We start from the raw sequence: 18,489 nt of genomic DNA, 5'->3' as shown, positions 1-18,489 counted from the left end.
TCCATGTTGAACAGGGTGGGCCTGATCGTACGCGGGTTGGCCGCCGTGCTGTTGGTTCTCGTCTCCGCGCGCCTCGCCGCGGCCGAGGAGAAGCGGCTTCCCGTGCCGGCCGTCTCGATCCGAGCCGGCGAGCTGATCCGGGACGACATGATCACGGAGCGCGCCTTCGCGCCGAACGTGCTCGGCGTCGCCATGTTCATCGAAGGACGCCAGGTCCTGGTCGGTCGCATGGCCCGGCGCGCGCTGCTGCCGGGCCAGCCGATCCCGACCAACGCGGTGGAGGATCCCTGGACCGTCGCGCGCGGTGCCATGGTCAAGGTCGTCGTCGAGGACAGCGGCCTGTCGATCGTCACTTACGGTTCGGCGATGCAGTCGGGAGCGGCCGGCGCGCTCATCCCGGTGCGCAACACCGATACCGGCGTGATCATCAGGGGCGTCGTTCAGCCGGACGGCACCGTCAAGGTCGTGGATGGATCATGACCAGAGTCCTGCTTGCGCTCGTCCTTGTCCTTTTCGCCGCCAGCGCCCAGGCCGCCGTCCGCATCAAGGACATCGCGGATATCAAGGGTCTGCGTGAGAATCAGATCGTCGGCTACGGCCTCGTCATCGGCCTGAACGGCACCGGCGACACGCTCCGCAATGCCCCGTTCACGGAGCAGTCCCTGCAATCGATGCTCGAGAACATGGGCATCAACGTCAGGAACGAGACCACGAGCACCACCAATCCGACGCGCCCGACCACGCTGCGCACGCGCAACGTCGCGGCGGTGATGGTGACGGCAGACCTGCCGCCCTCGATCGGGCCCGGCGAGCGGATGGACGTGACGGTGTCGTCGCTCGGCGATGCGACCTCGCTGCTCGGCGGCACGCTGGTGATGACGTCGCTGCGCGCAGCGGACGGTGCGGTCTATGCGGTGGCACAAGGCGCGGTCACGGTTGCCGGCTACAGCGTGGGCGGCCAGGCCCAGAACGTCAGCCAGGGCACGCCGACCGCCGGGCGCATTCCGAACGGGGCGCTGGTCGAGCGAGAGGTGCAGGGAAGTCTCCATGAGATGGAGTTCCTGGTGCTGGAGCTCAAGAATCCCGACTTCGTCACTGCGACGCGCATCCTGGACGCCGTCAACCGCTACGCCGGCGGCCGCTACCGCTCGCAGATCGCCTTCGAGCGCGACTATCGGACTATCGTGCTGTCGAAGCCGCGCTATGTCGGCCCGGTCCGCTTCCTGGCGGAAATCGGCGAACTGACCGTCGAACCGGACACTCCGGCGCGGGTGGTGATCAACGAGCGCACCGGCACGGTGGTGATCGGACGCGACGTGCGGATATCGACGGTTGCGGTGACGCACGGCAATCTGACGGTCCGCGTCACGGAGATGCCCGTGGTGTCGCAGCCGGCACCGTTCTCGCGGGGCCAGACGGTGGTCGTCCCCCAGACCGTGGTCGAGGCCAACGAGGCCGGATCGCAGGTGGCCATTCTGAGCGGCGTCGACCTCCAGAGACTGGTTCGCGGATTGAACCAGATCGGCCTCAAGCCATCGGGCATCATCGCCATTCTCCAGGCGATCAAGACGGCCGGCGCGCTGCAGGCCGACGTCATCGTCCAATGATGCACAAGCGTCGTGCAAGCTTGGTCGCTCAATGCTCAAGTCTCGACCGAGAATCGCACGCGGCCCGATGCTGAAGCTGGATCACAAAGCCAAACTCCTTCTGCTGGTCGCGGCCGTGGCGCTCGCGGGCACCTCGCCCGTGCTTGCGCTGGATGAAGCCAAGCCGTCGAAGCCGCTCAACCTGCTTTCCTTCGCCCGTGCCCGCGCGTCGGGGCCGCAGAAGCCGCATACGCCGATCCCGGGTGACAATGCGTCGATCCGGGCGACGGCGTGGGCGGCCGAAGATGGCGGCCCGGTGACCACCGGCGCGGTGCCGGCTTCGGAGACGCCTGCACCGGCGCCAGCACCAGCCCCTGCGGCCGCACGTCCGGCCAAGCCCGGCAGCGTCACGGCGCCGCCGAAGCCTGCACCGCCGCAGGCCGCCGTGTCCGCCGACAACGAAGTCGCCCTGTTCTGCAGCAACGTGGCTGACCCCGCCGTCGATGCGAGGCTCGCCTGGCAGATCAAGGAACTGGAGAAGGCCGAGACCCTGCTCCGCGAGCGGATTGCCGAGGTCGAGGCCAAGCGCGCCGAATACGAGAAGTGGATGGTGCTGCGCGACGACTTCCTGAAGAAGGCCGAGGCGCAGGTCGTCGAGATCTATTCGCGGATGAAGCCGGACGCCGCGGCCACACAGATCGCCGGCATGTCGGACGAGACCGCTGCAGCCGTGCTTGCCAAGCTCAGCCCGAGGAGCTCGAGCGCGATTTTCAACGAGATGGATACGGCGCGCGCCGCGCACCTTGCCGACGTGCTCGGCGGAATGCGCCGCGTGGATGACGGAAAGACCAAATAGATGAAGAATCTGATCCTCATCCTGTCGCTCCTGATGCTTGCCGGATGCGTCAATGACCCGGCCGAGGTGCTGACCGGTCCGCGATTGTCGCCGGTCGGCAGCGGCCTGAGGACGCAGGCCGATCCGATCCCGGTGACGCCGCGCGTGCGCACGCCCGTCAGCTACCGCTCGACCTGGGACGACGGCACCGACCTCTACCGCGATCCCCGCGCGCGGCGCACCGGCGACGTCGTGACGGTGATCATCTCGATGCAGGACAAGGCCAAGCTCGACAACAAGACCGACCGCTCGCGCGATTCGCAGATCAAGTTCGGGCTGGACTGGCTGATGGACGTCGCGGGATGGGCCGACAAGGGGCAGACCACCGCCAACCTCAGCACCAACACCCAGATCAAAGGCAACGGCCAGATCGACCGCACCGAGGACATCAAGCTGTCCATCGCCGCCATCGTCACCGACGTGTTGCCGAACGGCAATATGATGATCAGCGGCTCGCAGGAATTCCGCGTCAACACCGAGATGCGCGTGCTCAATGTCGGCGGCATCGTGCGGCCGCGCGACATCTCGCGGACCAACACGATCTCCTACGACAAGATCGCCGAGGCGCGCGTGTCCTATGGCGGTCGCGGAAACCTGTCTGACGTGCAGCAGCCTGGATGGGGGCATCGGATCTATGACACCGTGGCACCGTTCTGAGGTTCGTTGCGGCATGACCGCGCCGCGAGGGCAGGGGACGTCATGCGCCTGATTGCGGCCATCGTGGTGCTGACTCTGGTCGCGATCGGTGCGGGCGCACTTGCGGGCCTGCATCTGTTTGCGGCCGCCGAGCGCGTCGCCGACTCGAAGAAGAGCGCCACGCCGCCGCCGATCGCGTCGAGCTACGCCGGCAGCGCCCGGCTTCGCAAACTGTCGCCGATCGTGACCAATCTCGCCGCGCCCGCCAACAACTGGGCCCGCGTCGAAGCTTCCATGGTGACCGAGAGCATGAGCGACGAGGATGCCGGCATCCTGGCCGCCCATATCAGCGAGGACATCGTGACCTATCTGCGGTCGTCCTCGGTCGCGCAATTCGAGGGATCGCGCGGGCTCCAGCATCTGCGCGATGATCTGACCGAGCGCGCCAATATCCGTTCGTCCGGCAAGGTCCGCGAATTGATCATAGAGACGTTGGTGATCCAGTGAGAGTGAAAGTCCTGCTGCTCGCGTTGCTTCTGGCCGTGCTGCCCGAAGTGGCGCTCGCCCAGATCCCGGACCTCAACTCGCTGCTGCCGCCCGGCAACGGCTCGACCAGCGGCCGCATCATCCAGCTGATGGCGCTGATCACGGTGCTGTCGGTGGCGCCGGGGCTGCTCATCATGGTGACGAGCTTCACGCGATTTGCGGTGGCGCTGTCGTTCCTGCGCTCCGGTCTCGGCCTCCAGACCACGCCGGCCAATCTGGTGATGGTCAGCCTTGCACTGTTCATGACCTTCTACGTGATGGCGCCGACCTTCGACCGTGCCTGGGAGAGCGGCGTCCAGCCTCTCATGAAGAACGAGATCTCGGAGGAAGAGGCTTATCTGAAGATCACCGATCCGTTCCGCGAGTTCATGCTGGCCCATGTCCGCGACAAGGATCTGCAGACCTTCGAGTCGCTCGCTGCCGAAAGCTTCCGCAAGAAGTTCGACGACAAGCGCATCGATCTGCGCGTGATCATTCCGGCCTTCATGATCTCCGAGCTCCGGCGCTCGTTCGAGATCGGATTCCTCATCATGCTGCCGTTCCTCGTGATCGACATGATCGTGGCGACGCTGACCATGTCGATGGGCATGATGATGATGCCGCCCACGATCCTCGCGCTGCCGTTCAAGATGCTGTTCTTCGTGCTGATCGACGGCTGGAACCTGCTCGCCTCCGGACTGGTGCGCTCGTTCTCGTGACGACCGCCGGCCGGCGGGCCGGTTATGGTTAGCGAGAAGTGCCGGCTTATGGTTACTGGAGGGTAATGGTAACCATATGATTTTGCTGCGAAATTCAAGCCGATCTTAATCTGCACGCAAGATTCGGCGTGCTAGCAATGCGTCACGGCGGGTTGGACCCCACCCACATCAGTCCAAAGGCATGATGCCGCCCCTCCGTACCGGTGAAAGCCCGGTATGTCCCCTCGTGAAAATGTAACGCGTACATAAAGGGACATTCGCAATGTCAAGCCTGCTTACGAACTCGACTGCCATGACCGCGCTCCAGACCCTGCGGTCTGTCAGCTCGCAACTCGCCACCACGCAGACCCGCATCTCCACCGGCCAGCGCGTCTCGACCGCTTCGGACAACGCTGCCTATTGGTCGATCGCAACGTCGATGCGCTCCGACAACGCCGCGCTCTCCGCGGTCTCCGACTCGCTCGGTCTGTCGGCCGCGACGGTCGACACCGAATACACCGCTCTGAACACGGTCATCGGCGACAAGGACTCCGGCCTAACCAAGCTCCAGGCGCTGCTGGTCGAAGCCAAGACCGCCGGTATCGACCGCTCCAAGATCCAGGCAGACGTCACCCAGATCCAGGCGCAGATGAAGTCGACGGCGAACTCGGCGACGATCAACGGCATCAACTGGCTGAGCATCAACACCTCGTCCGGTTCCTCGGCCACGCCGGCGACTTTCAGCCTCGTGTCGTCGTATTCGCGTGTCGGCAGCACACCCACCATCGGCTCCATCACGGTGACGACCGCCACCTTCGCGCTCTACACCACCGGCGGCTCAACCGCGACCGGCATCCTGGATACGGTGACCGGCAACAGCACGACCGGGTTCGCGTCGATCGACACGATCGCCATCGGCTCGCTGACCGACGCGGCGACCGACCAGGCCAAGCTCGATGGCTACATCGCGCAGGTTACCGCCGCAATCGGCACGGTTGCCTCGGCTGCCGCCAATCTCGGTGCCGTCAAGAACCGCATCTCGACCAACACGGAGTTCGTCAAGAACCTGATGGACTCGGTGGACCGTGGTGTCGGCCAGCTCGTCGACGCCGACATGAACCAGGAGTCCACCCGCCTTGCGGCCCTCCAGGTCCAGCAGCAGCTCGGCGTTCAGGCGCTCTCGATCGCCAACAATAGCAGCCAGAGCATCCTGTCGCTGTTCCGCTAAACTCCAGGTCATCTGGAGGAGGGCCGCGCTTCTCGCGAAGCGCGGCCCTTTCTTGTCTGGCGTGACGCTGCGTCCACGCCATGATCCTGGCTCGGTGTTGTAACCGAGTCACAGGGCCACAAGCCCCACACAAGCTTCGTCGGCTAACCTCGCCGCTACGACAGGTTGGGTCCTTCACACGCAATTCCGTGACCCAAAGGCATGACGCCGCCCTGCCGTACCGGTGCAAGCCCGGTATGTCCCCAAACTCAATTCAATCGTCAAAGGGACATCAAAAATGGGTTCTAGCCTTCTCACCAACTCGTCTGCAATGACCGCGCTGCAGACCCTCCGCAACGTCAGCTCGCAGCTCGCGACCACGCAGAACCGGATCTCGACCGGCCAGCGCGTCTCGACTGCCGCGGATAACTCGGCCTATTGGTCGATCGCGACCTCGATGCGCTCCGACAACGCCGCGCTCTCCGCGGTCTCCGACTCGCTCGGTCTGTCGGCCGCGATGGTGGACACCGAATACACCGCTCTGAACACGGTCATCGGCGACAAGGACTCCGGCCTGACCAAGCTTCAGGCGCTGCTGGTCGAAGCCAAGACCGCCGGTATCGACCGGACCAAGATCCAGTCGGAAATCACCCAGATCCAGCAGGATATGAAGCTCAAGGCCAATTCGGCGACGATCAACGGCATCAACTGGCTGAGCATCAACACCTCGTCCGGTTCCTCGGCCACGCCGGCGACCTTCAACCTCGTGTCGTCGTACTCGCGTGTCGGCGGTACGCCCACCATCGGCTCCATCACGGTGACGACCGCCACCTTCGCGCTCTACACTACCGGCGGCTCAACCACGTCCGGCATCCTGGATACGGTGATCGGCAACAGCACGACCGGGTTCGCGTCGGTCGACTCGCTCGCCATCGGCGCGCTGACCGACGCGGCGACGGACCAGGCCAAGCTCGACGGCTACATCAGCCAGGTCACCGCTGCGATCAACACGGTTGCCTCGGCCGCCGCCAATCTCGGTGCCGTGAAGAACCGCATCGCGACCAACACGGAATTCGTCAAGAACCTGATGGACTCCGTGGATCGCGGTATCGGCCAGCTCGTCGACGCCGACATGAACGCGGAATCGACGCGCCTGCAGGCGCTTCAGACCCAGCAGCAGCTCGGCGTTCAGGCGCTCTCGATCGCCAACCAGAACAGCCAGAGCATCCTGTCGCTGTTCCGCTAAGCCGCGGCTTCGAAAACGACCGTGCTCCCTCGGGAGCACGGTCTCCGCCATGACCGGCGGATATGACGGCACAAGATGTGCCTGTAATCGATCCCCTGACGCCAGATCTCGAGCAACACGCCGCGGCCGATCGCGCCGCGCTGCAGCCGCCTGTGCGCCGATAGGCGGCCGCGTCACCCGATTTCTTGCAAATTTACCACGCCTCACCCGCGAACCGACACATTCATTGTCTCGCGCAACCTTCAGACAAGGTTGGCAGCGGAGTGTCCTCTACGTTCGCATTGGTACGAGGTCATATGCTGTTCAGTCGTGCGCAGATACAGCAACTGCTCAACAATCTGCTGGAGCTTGGGCCACGACGGCTGATGGCCTTGGGGTTGATCGGCTTTGCCGTTCTCGTCACCGTTGTCGGCGGCGCGTATTATCTGAGCCGGCCCGAGTTCGAGACGCTCTATACCGGCCTCACCCGCGAAGACGTGACGCGCATGGGCGCAGCGCTGCGCGAGCAGAACATCGCCTTCGACGTCAATACCGCCGGTGACGCCGTCTCGGTGCGTCCGAGCCAGACCATGCAGGCGCGGATGCTGCTTGCCGAGAAGGGCCTGCCGACCAGCGCCAATTCCGGCTACGAACTGTTCGACAAGATCGGCTCGCTCGGCCTGACTTCGTTCATGCAGGAAGTGACGAAGCTGCGCGCGCTCGAGGGCGAGATCGCGCGCACCGTCCAGCTGATGAAGGGCGTGAAGGCGGCGCGCGTGCACATCGTGCTGCCGGTGCGCGGCTCGTTCCGCGCGACCCAGCAGCCGCCTTCAGCGTCGGTCGTGCTGCGCACCGACGGCGCGATCGAGGCGCGCACGGCGCAGTCGATCCGTCATCTCGTCGCGGCCGCCATCCCGGGCATGAGCCGCGACAAGGTGACGGTGCTGGATGCCGACGGCTCGATGCTGCTCGCCGAGGAGGACGAGGCGAGTGCCGCGCCGACCAAGATGGCGAGCCTGCAGAAGACGGTCGGCGGGATGGTTCAGGAGAACATCCGCAAGGCGCTGACGCCTTATCTGGGCCTGGACAATTTCGAGGTCAGCGTCGCGCCGCAGCTCTCCACCGACAAGCGGCAGATCAACGAGACCGTCTACGATCCGGAGAGCCGCGCCGAACGCTCGGTGCGGAACGTGCGCGAGAAGGAATCGTCGCAGAACGCCGACCGCTCGCAGCCGACCACGGTGCAGCAGAACCTCCCCGATCAGCAGGTGAACGCCGGCGGTGGCAAGAACTCAAGCGAGGACAAGACGCGCCGCGAGGACGTCACCAATTTCGAGGTCTCGTCGAAGACCACGACGACGGTGAGCGACGGCTATCTGGTCAAGAAGCTCTTCATCGCCGTGCTGGTCAACCGTGCGCGTCTTGTCGCCGATCTCGGCGACAAGAGCAACCAGGCCATCATCGACAGCAAGCTCGCCGAGATCAGCCAGCTCGCGGCGACGGCCGGCGGGCTGGACAAGGCGCGCGGCGACCAGATCCAGGTCACGGCCGTCGACTTCATCGAAGGCTCGCGCGAGCTCGCGCCGGTGCCGCCGATCAGCTTCGTCGAGATGATCAACAAGCAGCTCGGCAGCGTCATCAACGCGGTGACGATCCTGGCCGTCGCTTCGATGCTGGTCTGGTTCGGACTTCGGCCCGCGGTCAACGGCATTCTGACCCATCGTGCGGCGCAGGAGCAGACCGAGGCGGCTGAGGCTGCCGAGCTCGAAGCCGCCGCGGCCCTTGCATTGTCCGAGAGCCAGGATCCCGAGCTCAACCTCGTCGAGGATCTCGAAGGCAAGATGCAGCGAACACCGCAGAAGCGGCTCGAGCAGATTGTCCGGCTCGATCAGGGGCAAGCGGCAGCGATCCTTAAAGACTGGATGCGACGCGAGGAGGCGGCATGAACGCGGCAATCGGAAAACTCCTGACGCAGTTCGACGCGAATGGCCGGGTCAAGTCGCCGCCGCCGCCTCCGCCGCCCAAGATCCAGGACGTGCTGACGAGGCCGAAGGAGGCCCGGCGCGAGCCGCAACCGCAGGCCCAGCCGCAGCGTCAGCCTCAGCCGCAGCTTCAGCCGGCGCCTCCGGCGCCCGAGGCGGAAGCTCCGCCGGTCAATCTTCTCGACGATGCCTACCGTCGCGGCCATGCTGCCGGCGTTGCCGAGGGCGATGCCAGGGTCGCCGAGGAGCGCGTCCGGAGCGCGATCCGGCTCGGCGAGGAGCGGGCCAAGTGGTCCGATCAGCAGGCGGCCGCAATCGTCGGCGGCTTCGAGGCGGCCTGCCGCGAGATCGAGACCAACATCGCGAGCTCCGTCGCGCGCATTCTGCTGCCTTTCCTCGCCGATGCGGTCCGCGACAAGGCGGTTGGATCGCTGGTCGAGCAGATCGCGGCGCTGACCGGCAATTCGCCGGTGCCGGTATTCAAAGTCACCGGCCCGAGCGAGCTGCTCGACCTCGTGAGGACCCAGCTCGAGGCTAGCAGGCGCACGGGAGTTGAGTACGAGGTCGCCGAGACTTCTGAGGTCCGCGTCGTCGCCGACCAGACCGTGATCGAGACGCAGATCACAGCCTGGGGCGAGCGCCTGAAGGAAGCGCGCCGGTAGCAGCCATGGTGGAAGAGGTCAAGCAGGAGCTCGTGATCGTCCGCCGGCGCAGCGCTTTCGCCGAGGAGGCGCATCATGGCGGCGTTTGGAAGATCGCCTATGCGGACTTCATGACCGCGATGATGGCGTTCTTCCTGGTCATGTGGCTGCTCAACGCGCTCAACCAGGACCAGAAGCAGGTGGTCGCAAGCTACTTCAACCCGATCAAGCTCGCCGAGAACGCACCGGCGCCGAAAGGTCTGAAGGATCTCACCAAGAAGGAGCCGACCACGTTCGACGGCCAGGAAGGCCGGCGTCAGCCGGGTGGGCCGAGCGAGGAGCGTCGCGGCGATTCTCCGACGGCCGAGAAGCCGCCGTTCTACGAGGAGAAGGTCCTGTTCCGCGATCCCTATGCGACGCTTGCCGAGATCGCCAATAACGCGAACGAGGCCTCGGGCCAGCGTCGTGCCGGTTCGCTGACCTCCGCAGAAGAGGACGGGCTCAAGGGCGGCGACGCCTACCGGGATCCCTTCGACCCCGGCTATTGGAAGCTGGCGCCGCAGGCGCCGAAGGACGCGGATCGCATCATCGAGAGCGAGCCGAAGCCCAATCCGTCCGCGCGCGACAACTCGTCCGGCACGAGTCAAAGCGAGCCACAGGCGCGCCGCGCCAAGACGGATGATGCCGGCGGAAGCATCGCTCCGAACGCGGATGCGTCGTCGGCGAGCCTGTCGCCCCTGCTGCCGCCGGGACCCGTGCCGTCGCAGTCTTCCCGCGAAGGCAGCGTCCAGGCGAACGCGCAGCCCGGCGCGCAGGCACGTCCCAACGACGCGAAGAAGGATTCCGAACCGCGCGAGGCCGCGCAAACACAGCAGCCGACCGTCAAGCAGCTACAGTCCGCGATCGCGGATGCGCTGTCGGACATCAAGGCCGGTGCGGGACCGGTGGCCGAGGTGCGTCAGGTCGAGGAAGGCCTGCTGGTCAGCCTGACCGACGATGCGAGCTTCGGCATGTTCGCGGTCGGCTCGGCCGAGCCGCGGCCCGAACTCATCCGGGTGATCGACAAGATCGGACCGCTGCTGGCGAAGCGCCCCGGCATGATCATCGTCCGCGGCCACACCGACAATCGGCCGTACAAGTCGGAGAACTACGACAATTGGAGGCTGTCGACCGCCCGTGCGCAGATGGCTTATTACATGCTGGTCCGCTCCGGCGTCGATGCACTGCGAATCGAGCATGTCGAGGGTTATGCCGACCGGCGGCCGAAACTTCCCAGCGACCCGGCAGCCGCGCAGAATCGCCGGATCGAGATCCTGATCCGGGAGAAGCGTCCGTGATCAGGCCGCTCCTCTGCGCTGCTCTGTTGATCGTGTTGCCGCCGATGGCGGCGCCCGCGCTTGCCGATCCGGCGCCGGTCCCGGCCTCGACGTCAAGCGAACCGTATGAGCTCGTGCGCGCCTTGCAGGCGGTGCAAGACGGCATCGCCAACGGCGACACCGCGGCGCATGGCAGCCACATCGCGCTGATCCGGCAGGTCGGCGAGAAGTTTCTCGCCGCCGATGCGAATGTGTGGAGCAATCCGCAGAACGGCCAGGCCGTCGTCATCTACCTGCTCAGCGGCGGCGCCCCGCAACTGGTCCGCAAGCTGCCGCGCGACAAGCTGAACGTGGACGGTCGGCTGTTCGACGGCGCGCTCGCCTATGTCGAGGGGCGTCAGGACGAGGCGCGTGAACTGCTCAAGGACGTCAAGCCGCGGACGCTTCCGTCGGGCCTGGGCGGACAGGTCGCGCTGGTGCAGGGCGCGCTGTTCGCACGCACCGAGGCCTCGCTCGCGATCGAGCGTCTGGACGACGCGCGTCTGCTCCTGCCCGGCACGCTGGTGGAAGAGGCGGCGCTGCGGCGCGAGATCCTGCTGGTCGGGCAGGCCGAGGATTTCGACAAGTTCGAGTTCCTGACGCTGGCCTATATCCGCCATTACCGCAACTCGATCTATGCCGGCGATTTCTGGCAGCGCTTCTCCTCAGGCCTGACGCAATCGAGCGTGGCGCTCGACGAGCGCCGCTTTGCGCGGATCGTCGCTTTGCTGGAGCAGGTCGACCGCGCCAGCCGCATCAAGCTCTACCTCGTCATCGCGCGCAACGCGATGCTGCGTGGACGGATGGGCGTGACTCGGCTGGCCGGCGAGCGCGCGCTGGGGCTCAGCACCGATGCATCAATGGAGCGCGAGCGTGCGCATTTCTTCCGCGGCGCCTCGCGGGCGCTCACCGATGAATATGACGGCGGTCTCGCCGAGCTGAAGGCGATCGACCGGTCGAAGCTGCCCGAGCGCGACGTTGCTCTCCTGAATGCAACGTTGCAGCTCGCGCTCGACGTTCGCAAGCCATTCGCGAGCAGCGCTGCCGCCACCGCTGACAAGCCTCCGGCTACGCCGGCGCGTCTCGATCTCGCATCATCGATCGCGACGCTCGCGCGCGCGCAGAAGCAGCTCGGCGAACTCGAACTCCTCGCCAAGGATCGCCGCCCATGACCAAACTCAGCGGAACCTCCGGACAGCTCTTCTCGGGTCTCGCCGAGAGCCTCAACATGCGCGGTGCGTCGCGTTCGGCGAAAGCGTCGGGGACGAAATCGCAGGCGGATTCGTCGTTCAACGATCTGCTTCACACCGTCTCGAAGCTGGCGAAGCGGGCCCTCAACGACGAGGCCGGCGACACGACCGTGAAAGCGGGAGCGCTGCGCGCGCGCCTGGCGCATCCGGCCGGAAAGGACGATACGGCGGATGATCGCACTGAGGCTGCCGACGAGATCAAGTCCAGTCACAAATCGTCCGATCAGAAGACCGATCAATCGTCGGAGACGCAGAATCCGGTCGATGCTGCAGCAAAGGCGGACGTGACGAACCGGTCGAGTATTCCGGCGATCGTCGGACAGCAGCTCGCCGTCGCACCGGCCGTGAAGTCACAGATGCAGTCGCCGGCGGGCGAGGGGAAGGACGCATCCGCGCGCGACGAGCGCTCCTCCACGACGAAGCGTGACGTGCAGGCGGCGGGTATTGCGAAAGCTGCTGCGGCCGATGCCGAACCGTCCAGCGCCGTTCCGGTCGGCATCCGCTCACAAGCCGCAGCATCCCAGGCAGCCACCGTGCAGCAAGGCAGCGAGGCTTCCGCGAAAGCGATGCCGGCAACGCCAGGCTTCGAGGCCGTCACGGCCAATGTCGAACGCGCCGTCAAGGCCCAAGCGCGGGACGCATTGCCCGAGGCAACCAAGGTCACCGTGGTTCAGCAGGAGACTCATCTGCCGCCGGCGCAGTTCAACGCGCCGCAGCAGGTCGCCAATGCGGTGGTCGCCGAGCTGAAGGAATCCTCGGCATCAACGGCGTCCGCAGCCCCCGATCTCGCAACGTCCCAAACGAATGCGCCGGACCAGCCGCTCAAGATCCTGACCGTCAACCTGGAGCCGCCGGCGCTCGGCAACGTCACCGTGCGCCTTCGCCTGGTCGGCTCGGAGGTCTCGATCCACCTCGCGGCTGAGCGCAAGGACACGAGCCAGATGCTGGACCAGCAGCGCGACTCGATTCGCGAGCTGATGCAGTCGGCCGGTTACGTCGCCGACGTCGCGCCCGTCCAGCACGGCTCGCTCGATGGATTCCAGAGCGGCTCCGGCCAGTCGCAGCCGCAGCTCCCGGGCCAGCAACAGTCATCCTCACAGTCGCAAGGCACGTTCGGCGGCGCCGGCACGTCGTCGGGACAATCGGACGGCGATGCGAGACAGGCCCGGCAGGAGCGGCAGTCCAACCAGGAGACGCGTCATGACCAGGACGTGGCGCCGCAGATTCGTCGCGGCCCTGTTTATCTGTAACGCGGGCGCCACGGAGGCCGCCACCGACGGCGCGCGCCCCTGCGAGCGCGAGATGGCGCGTGCGGCCCAGCAGCACGGCATTCCGCTCGGCATTCTCTACGCCGTCGGCCTCACCGAGACCGGACGGCGCGGCGCGCTCTATCCTTATGCGCTTGGGGCCGACGGCCAGACCGTGTTCGCCAAGGACATGAGCGATGCGATCGCGAATTTCGAGGCGATGCGAGCCAAGGGCATCAAGCTGATCGACCTCGGCTGCATGCAGATCAACCACCATTATCACGGCGACAAGTTCGCCTCCGTGCAGGCGATGTTCGACCCCGCCCGGAACGTCGACTACGCCGCGCGTTTCCTGAAAGAGCTGAAGCAGCGCGAGGGCAGCTGGACCATGGCGGTCGCCCGCTACAATGCGGGCCCGAACAACCAGCCGGCGCAAAAGCGCTATGTCTGTCACATCGTCGCTCATCTCGTCTCGAGCGGCTTCGGGGCGTGGACCGACAAGGCGCGCTCGTTCTGTCAGCCGAAAACGACCTGACAACATGAAGTTGTGCATGGTTCCCAACCATCAGCCCCGCGCAAGCAAGAACCCTCATTGTAGCTGCAGCCTACCAAAGGAGCCCAATTCATGAGCCTGTATGGTGTTATGCGCACCGGCGTTTCCGGCATGTCCGCGCAATCCAACAAGCTGTCGACGGTCTCGGACAACATCGCGAACGTCAACACGACCGGCTACAAGCGGGCTTCGACTGAATTCTCATCGCTGATCCTGAAGAGCGGTTCGGGCAATTACGATTCCGGCGCCGTCGAGACGACGGTGCGCTACGCCATCAGCGACGCCGGACATACGCAGTTCACCACGTCGACCACGGACCTTGCTGTCCAGGGCAACGGCTTCTTCGTGGTGTCGAACGCCAACAACACGCAGCAATATCTGACGCGCGCCGGCTCGTTCGTGCCGGACGCCCAGGGCAATCTGGTCAACGCGGCCGGCTACTACCTTCTGGGTCAGCCCGGTAAGGTGACCAATTTCTCGCAGAACAGCCTGTCCGGCATGCAGATCGTCAACATTGCCCAGGTTTCGCAAGTGCCCGTGCCGACGACGGCGGGGACACTCACGACCGGCAATCTGGATCCGACGGCGGCTGTCATTGCCGGCCCACCCGGACCGGCGTCCTATTCGTCGAAGAGCTCGATCGTGGCCTACAACAATATTGGCCAGGCCGTTACGCTCGACGTCTACATGTCCCACACGGCGACGGCCGCCGGCTCGGACACCTGGCAGATTCAGGCTTACAACTCCGCGACAGGTGCGTCGGTCGGCGCCGCCACCACTTTCACCTTCGATACGACCGCAACCGGCAAGGGCGCGCTGGCCGCGGCGAGCCCGACGACACTCTCCTTCACCGTCCCCGGCGGTGCGGCGACGACCCTGGACCTGTCGAACATGACGCAGACCGGAACCGACTTCAGCTTCAAGGCGACCGTCAATGGCAGCGCTCCATCGGCCATCGACAAGGTCGACGTCGACGAGAACGGGTACGTGACAGCCGTGCTCAAGAACGGGCAGCAGATGACGCTCTACACCATCATGTTGGCCGACGTTGCGAGCCCCGACAATCTGACGCCCGAGCCAGGCAACGTCTATTCGACCAACATGAATTCCGGCAACGCGCAGGCCGGGAATGCCGGTACCGGCGGCCTCGGCACGATCCAGTCCGGCGCCCTGGAAGACTCCAACGTCGACCTCGCGGACGAGCTCACCGGGATGATCGAGGCCCAGCGCGGCTTCACCGCCAACTCGAAATCGTTCCAGACCGGCGCCGACCTGCTCGACGTCGTCGTCAACCTGAAGCGCTGAACCCTCCAGCGCCCGTTCCGGGCAAGAGCAGATCATGTCCCTTACCGCCGCTCTCGACTCCGCCCGCGCTTCACTCATGGCGTCGGGCATCCAGTCCTCGACGATCTCGCGCAACATCGCCGGTGCCAGCGCCACCGGCTATTCGCGCAAGATCGCGGTGCTGGACAATCTGCCCGGGGCCGGCGTCTATGTGGCGGCGATCCAGCGCGCCGCCAGCTCGGGTCTCTACAACAACGTCCTGACCGCGACCTCGTCGTCGGCCAAGCAAAGCGCGATCTATGACGGTCTCCAGAAGATCGCAACTGCCACGGTCGACGATACGGAGCTCGACCAGTCGCCGACGGCGCAGCTCAATGCGCTGAAGAAGGCGCTGCAGCAATATGCCAACGCGCCGGACAACACCACGCTGGCGCAGGCGGCGGTCACGTCGGCCAAGGACATGGCGACCTCGCTCAACGAGGCGACCAAGACCGTGCAGTCGGTTCGCGAGGGTGCGGATGCCGACATGGCGACCTCGGTCGCCAACATCAATCAGCTCCTTACGCAGTTCGACAAGGTCAACAACGCGATCGTGAGGGGAACGATTGCCGGTGACGACGTCACCGACTACCTGGACCAGCGCGACAGCATCGTCTCGAAGCTGTCGGAGGAGGTCGGCGTCGAGATGTCGATCCGCACTAACGGCGATGCTGCGCTTTACACCGACAGCGGCGTCGTGCTGTTCGACAAGACGGCGCGAACGGTCAGCTTCACGGCGACCAACATCTATTCGCCCGGCACCACCGGCAATGCGGTCTATATCGACGGCGTCCCGGTGACCGGCGCCAATTCGGTGATGCCGCTGAAGTCGGGCAAGCTCGCGGGTCTCGCCCAGCTGCGTGACCAGGACACCGTCACCTATCAGAGCCAGCTCGACGAAATCGCGCGCGGCCTGATCAATACCTTCAGGGAGAGCGATCAGACCGCCGCGGCGCTGCCTGACGTTCCCGGTCTCTTCACCTATCCCGGCGCGCCGGCGATGCCGGCGAGCGCCACCGTCTCGGTCGGCCTTGCCGGACTGATCAGTGTCGCGGCATCAGTCGATCCGGCGCAGGGCGGCAATGTCAATCTGCTGCGCGACGGCGCGATCAGCGGCAATGTTGCGTATCGATACAACACCGCCGGCAACGGCGGCTACTCGGCCCGGCTGCAGCAGCTCATCGGCGGCATGGATGCGTCGCAGCCGTTCGACGCAACCACGCAAGGCAAGCCGAGTGGCAGCTTGATCGACTTCGCATCGTCGTCGACGAGCTGGATCGAAAACCAGCGCAAGACCGCAGACTCCAACGTCACCTACCAGAAAACGCTGCTCGAACGCAGCACCGCGGCGTTGTCGAACGTCAGCGGCGTCAACATGGACGACGAGATGTCCTTGATGCTTCAGGTCGAGCGCACCTATTCGGCCTCGTCGAAGATCATCTCGACCGTCGACGAAATGTTGCAGAGCCTGCTGGCTGCCGTGGGGAATTAAGCCATGATGAGCGCGAACTACATCTCGACCCTGATGCTGTCTTCGTCGTTGAGGACGTCGATCACGAACAACCAGGCTGCGCTCAGCAAGGCGTCGACGGAAGCGACCACCGGCCGCTTCTACGATGTGGGCCTCGAGCTTGGGGCCACGACGGGAAGCGACCTCACCCTGCGCGCGGACTGGAGCTTCGCCGATCAGCTCGTCGATACCAACGAGCTCGTCGCGGGACGTCTTGACGTGACGCAAAGCCGGATCACCCAGCTCACCACGACCGCAACGGACTTCCTCAAGGACCTTATCGCCGCACGCAGTACCGACAACGGCGGGCGGATCGTGCTGCCGCCTGCGTCCGCCAACCTCCAGGATCTGATCGGCGCGCTGAACGTCTCCTATAACGGCTCGTATCTTTTCTCGGGCATCAACACGCAGAACCTGCCGATCACGGCCTATGCCGCGGGCTCGGCCAGCAAGAACCAGGTCGACGCCGATTTTCTTGCGACCTTCGGCTTCTCGCAATCCTCAGCCAGCGTGAGCGGCATTACCCCGGCCCAAATGCAGACGTTCCTCGACACCACCTTCGATGCCGAGTTTGCCAGCCCGGCCTGGAACACCAACTGGTCATCGGCCACTGACCAGGTCATGCAAAGCCGTATTTCCACGACCGAGATCGCCGATACGTCCGTCAGCGCCAACCAGACCGGCTTCCGCAAGCTCGCCGAGGTCTACACCATGATGGCGGATCTCGGGAACGCGAAACTGAGCCAGGAGACGTTCCAGGTCGTCGTGGACAAGGCCATCGGCCTCGTCGGCAGCGCAATCACCGATCTCGCTACGCTCGGCGGCAGCGTCGGCACGGTCCAGCAGCGGATCACCTCCGCAACCGACAAGCTCAAGGCGCAGCAGGACATTCTCAACAATCAGATCGTCGGCATGGAGAAGGTCGATCCGGCGGAAGCCTCGGTCCGGGTCAACACCCTGCAGACCCAGATCCAGACGGCGCTGGCGCTGACCTCGCAGCTCCAGAAGATCAGTCTCATCAACTACCTCTGAGCCAGAGTTCGTTTTCCGAGGTTCACGACCCTTGTCTTGTTATTCCGTTTCCTGCGCAGAGTGGTTCTGATGACGTTTGAAGCCTATGCAGCGGTCGTCGACGAGAGCGGCTATGAGGCGAGAAGCCGCGAGCGGCAGGCGCTCAGTCTCGGCATTGATCGCCTCGAGCGGCTTCAGAAGGGCCGCGCCAGTTTCGAGGATCACGTCCAGAGCCTGCTCTATGTGCGACGGCTGTGGACGATCTTCATCGAGGATCTCTCGCATCCGGAAAACGGGCTTCCCGAGAAGCTGCGCGCGGAGATCATCTCGATCGGCTTGTGGGTGGTCAAGGAAGCCGACCGCCTTCGTGAGGAGAAGTCGAACGACGTCATGCAGCTCATCGAAATCAACCGCCTGATCCGAGACGCACTCTAATGAAGATATCCTTGCGGGCGGGCGAACGGATCTACATCAACGGCGCGGTGCTGCGGGTGGACCGCAAAGTTTCCGTCGAGCTCGTCAACGACGTGATGTTCCTGCTCGAAGGCCAGATCATGCAGGCGTCCGATGCCACCACGGCGATGCGGCAGCTCTATTTCATCGTCCAGCTCATGCTGATGAACCCGACCGACGTCCGCGACGCTTCGGCGCTCTACGCGCAGCACCACGCGGCCCTGGTCGCGGTGTGCGAAAGCCGCGAGATGCTGGAGGGGCTTGCCGCGGTCGACGAACTGGTCGGGGCGACCCGTTATTTCGAGGCGCTCAAGCGGATCCGGGCGCTGTTCCCGGTGGAGCAGGCGATCCTGGCCGGCATCGTCACTGAAACCCCATTCCAGGCTGCCTGA

General features: G+C 65.0%; 19 protein-coding genes. All 19 read left to right on the top strand.

Going from position 1 to position 18,489, the window contains the following annotated elements; translation table 11 throughout:
- The first annotated feature begins 3 nt into the window (after positions 1 to 3).
- Positions 4 to 480 (top strand): flagellar basal body P-ring formation chaperone FlgA, encoded by a 477-nt coding sequence (gene flgA, locus JQ592_RS22660; RefSeq protein WP_211405004.1) that lies wholly within the window; start codon positions 4 to 6, stop codon positions 478 to 480.
- Complete coding sequence (flgI, locus tag JQ592_RS22655; protein ID WP_183244982.1) at positions 477 to 1,607, top strand: flagellar basal body P-ring protein FlgI; 1,131 nt, start codon at positions 477 to 479, stop codon at positions 1,605 to 1,607. The genes flgA and flgI overlap by 4 nt, the downstream gene beginning before the upstream one ends.
- Before the next feature lie 67 nt (positions 1,608 to 1,674).
- Complete coding sequence (locus JQ592_RS22650; RefSeq protein ID WP_211405003.1) at positions 1,675 to 2,442, top strand: MotE family protein; 768 nt, start codon at positions 1,675 to 1,677, stop codon at positions 2,440 to 2,442.
- Positions 2,443 to 3,138 carry a flagellar basal body L-ring protein FlgH gene (gene flgH, locus JQ592_RS22645; RefSeq protein ID WP_211405002.1) on the top strand — a complete coding sequence of 232 codons (696 nt, stop codon included), beginning with the start codon at positions 2,443 to 2,445 and terminating at the stop codon, positions 3,136 to 3,138.
- 42 nt (positions 3,139 to 3,180) lie between these two features.
- Positions 3,181 to 3,624: a flagellar basal body-associated FliL family protein gene (locus JQ592_RS22640; RefSeq protein WP_211405001.1), complete on the top strand. Its 444-nt coding sequence runs from the start codon at positions 3,181 to 3,183 to the stop codon at positions 3,622 to 3,624.
- The gene (fliP, locus tag JQ592_RS22635; protein WP_211405000.1) at positions 3,621 to 4,361 is read left to right on the top strand and encodes a flagellar type III secretion system pore protein FliP; all 741 of its coding nucleotides are present in this window, start codon (positions 3,621 to 3,623) and stop codon (positions 4,359 to 4,361) included. The genes JQ592_RS22640 and fliP overlap by 4 nt, the downstream gene beginning before the upstream one ends.
- A gap of 262 nt (positions 4,362 to 4,623) precedes the next feature.
- Complete coding sequence (locus JQ592_RS22630) at positions 4,624 to 5,568, top strand: flagellin (protein WP_211404999.1); 945 nt, start codon at positions 4,624 to 4,626, stop codon at positions 5,566 to 5,568.
- 277 nt (positions 5,569 to 5,845) lie between these two features.
- Complete coding sequence (locus JQ592_RS22625) at positions 5,846 to 6,793, top strand: flagellin (protein ID WP_211404998.1); 948 nt, start codon at positions 5,846 to 5,848, stop codon at positions 6,791 to 6,793.
- Between the two features lie 296 nt (positions 6,794 to 7,089).
- A complete protein-coding gene (fliF, locus tag JQ592_RS22620; RefSeq protein ID WP_211404997.1) occupies positions 7,090 to 8,718 on the top strand; it encodes a flagellar basal-body MS-ring/collar protein FliF in 1,629 nt (542 codons plus the stop codon).
- Positions 8,715 to 9,416 carry a hypothetical protein gene (locus tag JQ592_RS22615; protein ID WP_211404996.1) on the top strand — a complete coding sequence of 234 codons (702 nt, stop codon included), beginning with the start codon at positions 8,715 to 8,717 and terminating at the stop codon, positions 9,414 to 9,416. The genes fliF and JQ592_RS22615 overlap by 4 nt, the downstream gene beginning before the upstream one ends.
- Before the next feature lie 8 nt (positions 9,417 to 9,424).
- On the top strand, positions 9,425 to 10,732 hold the full coding sequence (locus JQ592_RS22610; protein WP_211405084.1) for a MotB family protein: 1,308 nt from the start codon (positions 9,425 to 9,427) through the stop codon (positions 10,730 to 10,732).
- Positions 10,729 to 11,922 carry a chemotaxis protein gene (locus tag JQ592_RS22605; RefSeq protein WP_211404995.1) on the top strand — a complete coding sequence of 398 codons (1,194 nt, stop codon included), beginning with the start codon at positions 10,729 to 10,731 and terminating at the stop codon, positions 11,920 to 11,922. The genes JQ592_RS22610 and JQ592_RS22605 overlap by 4 nt, the downstream gene beginning before the upstream one ends.
- A complete protein-coding gene (locus JQ592_RS22600) occupies positions 11,919 to 13,250 on the top strand; it encodes a flagellar hook-length control protein FliK (RefSeq protein WP_211404994.1) in 1,332 nt (443 codons plus the stop codon). Before JQ592_RS22605 ends, JQ592_RS22600 begins: the two co-directional genes overlap by 4 nt.
- Positions 13,201 to 13,782 (top strand): transglycosylase SLT domain-containing protein, encoded by a 582-nt coding sequence (locus JQ592_RS22595; protein WP_211404993.1) that lies wholly within the window; start codon positions 13,201 to 13,203, stop codon positions 13,780 to 13,782. The genes JQ592_RS22600 and JQ592_RS22595 overlap by 50 nt, the downstream gene beginning before the upstream one ends.
- A 90-nt stretch (positions 13,783 to 13,872) precedes the next feature.
- On the top strand, positions 13,873 to 15,105 hold the full coding sequence (locus JQ592_RS22590) for a flagellar hook protein FlgE (protein ID WP_211404992.1): 1,233 nt from the start codon (positions 13,873 to 13,875) through the stop codon (positions 15,103 to 15,105).
- Positions 15,106 to 15,139: 34 nt separating this feature from the next.
- A complete protein-coding gene (flgK, locus tag JQ592_RS22585) occupies positions 15,140 to 16,615 on the top strand; it encodes a flagellar hook-associated protein FlgK (protein ID WP_211404991.1) in 1,476 nt (491 codons plus the stop codon).
- A 3-nt stretch (positions 16,616 to 16,618) separates the two neighbouring features.
- A complete protein-coding gene (locus tag JQ592_RS22580; protein ID WP_211404990.1) occupies positions 16,619 to 17,665 on the top strand; it encodes a flagellar hook-associated family protein in 1,047 nt (348 codons plus the stop codon).
- A gap of 69 nt (positions 17,666 to 17,734) precedes the next feature.
- Positions 17,735 to 18,079, top strand: a complete 345-nt coding sequence (gene flaF / locus JQ592_RS22575; protein WP_211404989.1) for a flagellar biosynthesis regulator FlaF — start codon at positions 17,735 to 17,737, stop codon at positions 18,077 to 18,079.
- Positions 18,079 to 18,489, top strand: coding sequence for a flagellar biosynthesis repressor FlbT (gene flbT, locus JQ592_RS22570; protein ID WP_211404988.1), 411 nt, complete (start codon positions 18,079 to 18,081; stop codon positions 18,487 to 18,489). The genes flaF and flbT overlap by 1 nt, the downstream gene beginning before the upstream one ends.

The organism is Bradyrhizobium iriomotense, assembly GCF_018129405.1.
Classification (GTDB): domain Bacteria; phylum Pseudomonadota; class Alphaproteobacteria; order Rhizobiales; family Xanthobacteraceae; genus Bradyrhizobium; species Bradyrhizobium iriomotense_B.
The sequence above is the reverse complement of the archived record's forward strand: the minus strand, read 5'-3'. Positions and strand labels throughout refer to the sequence as shown.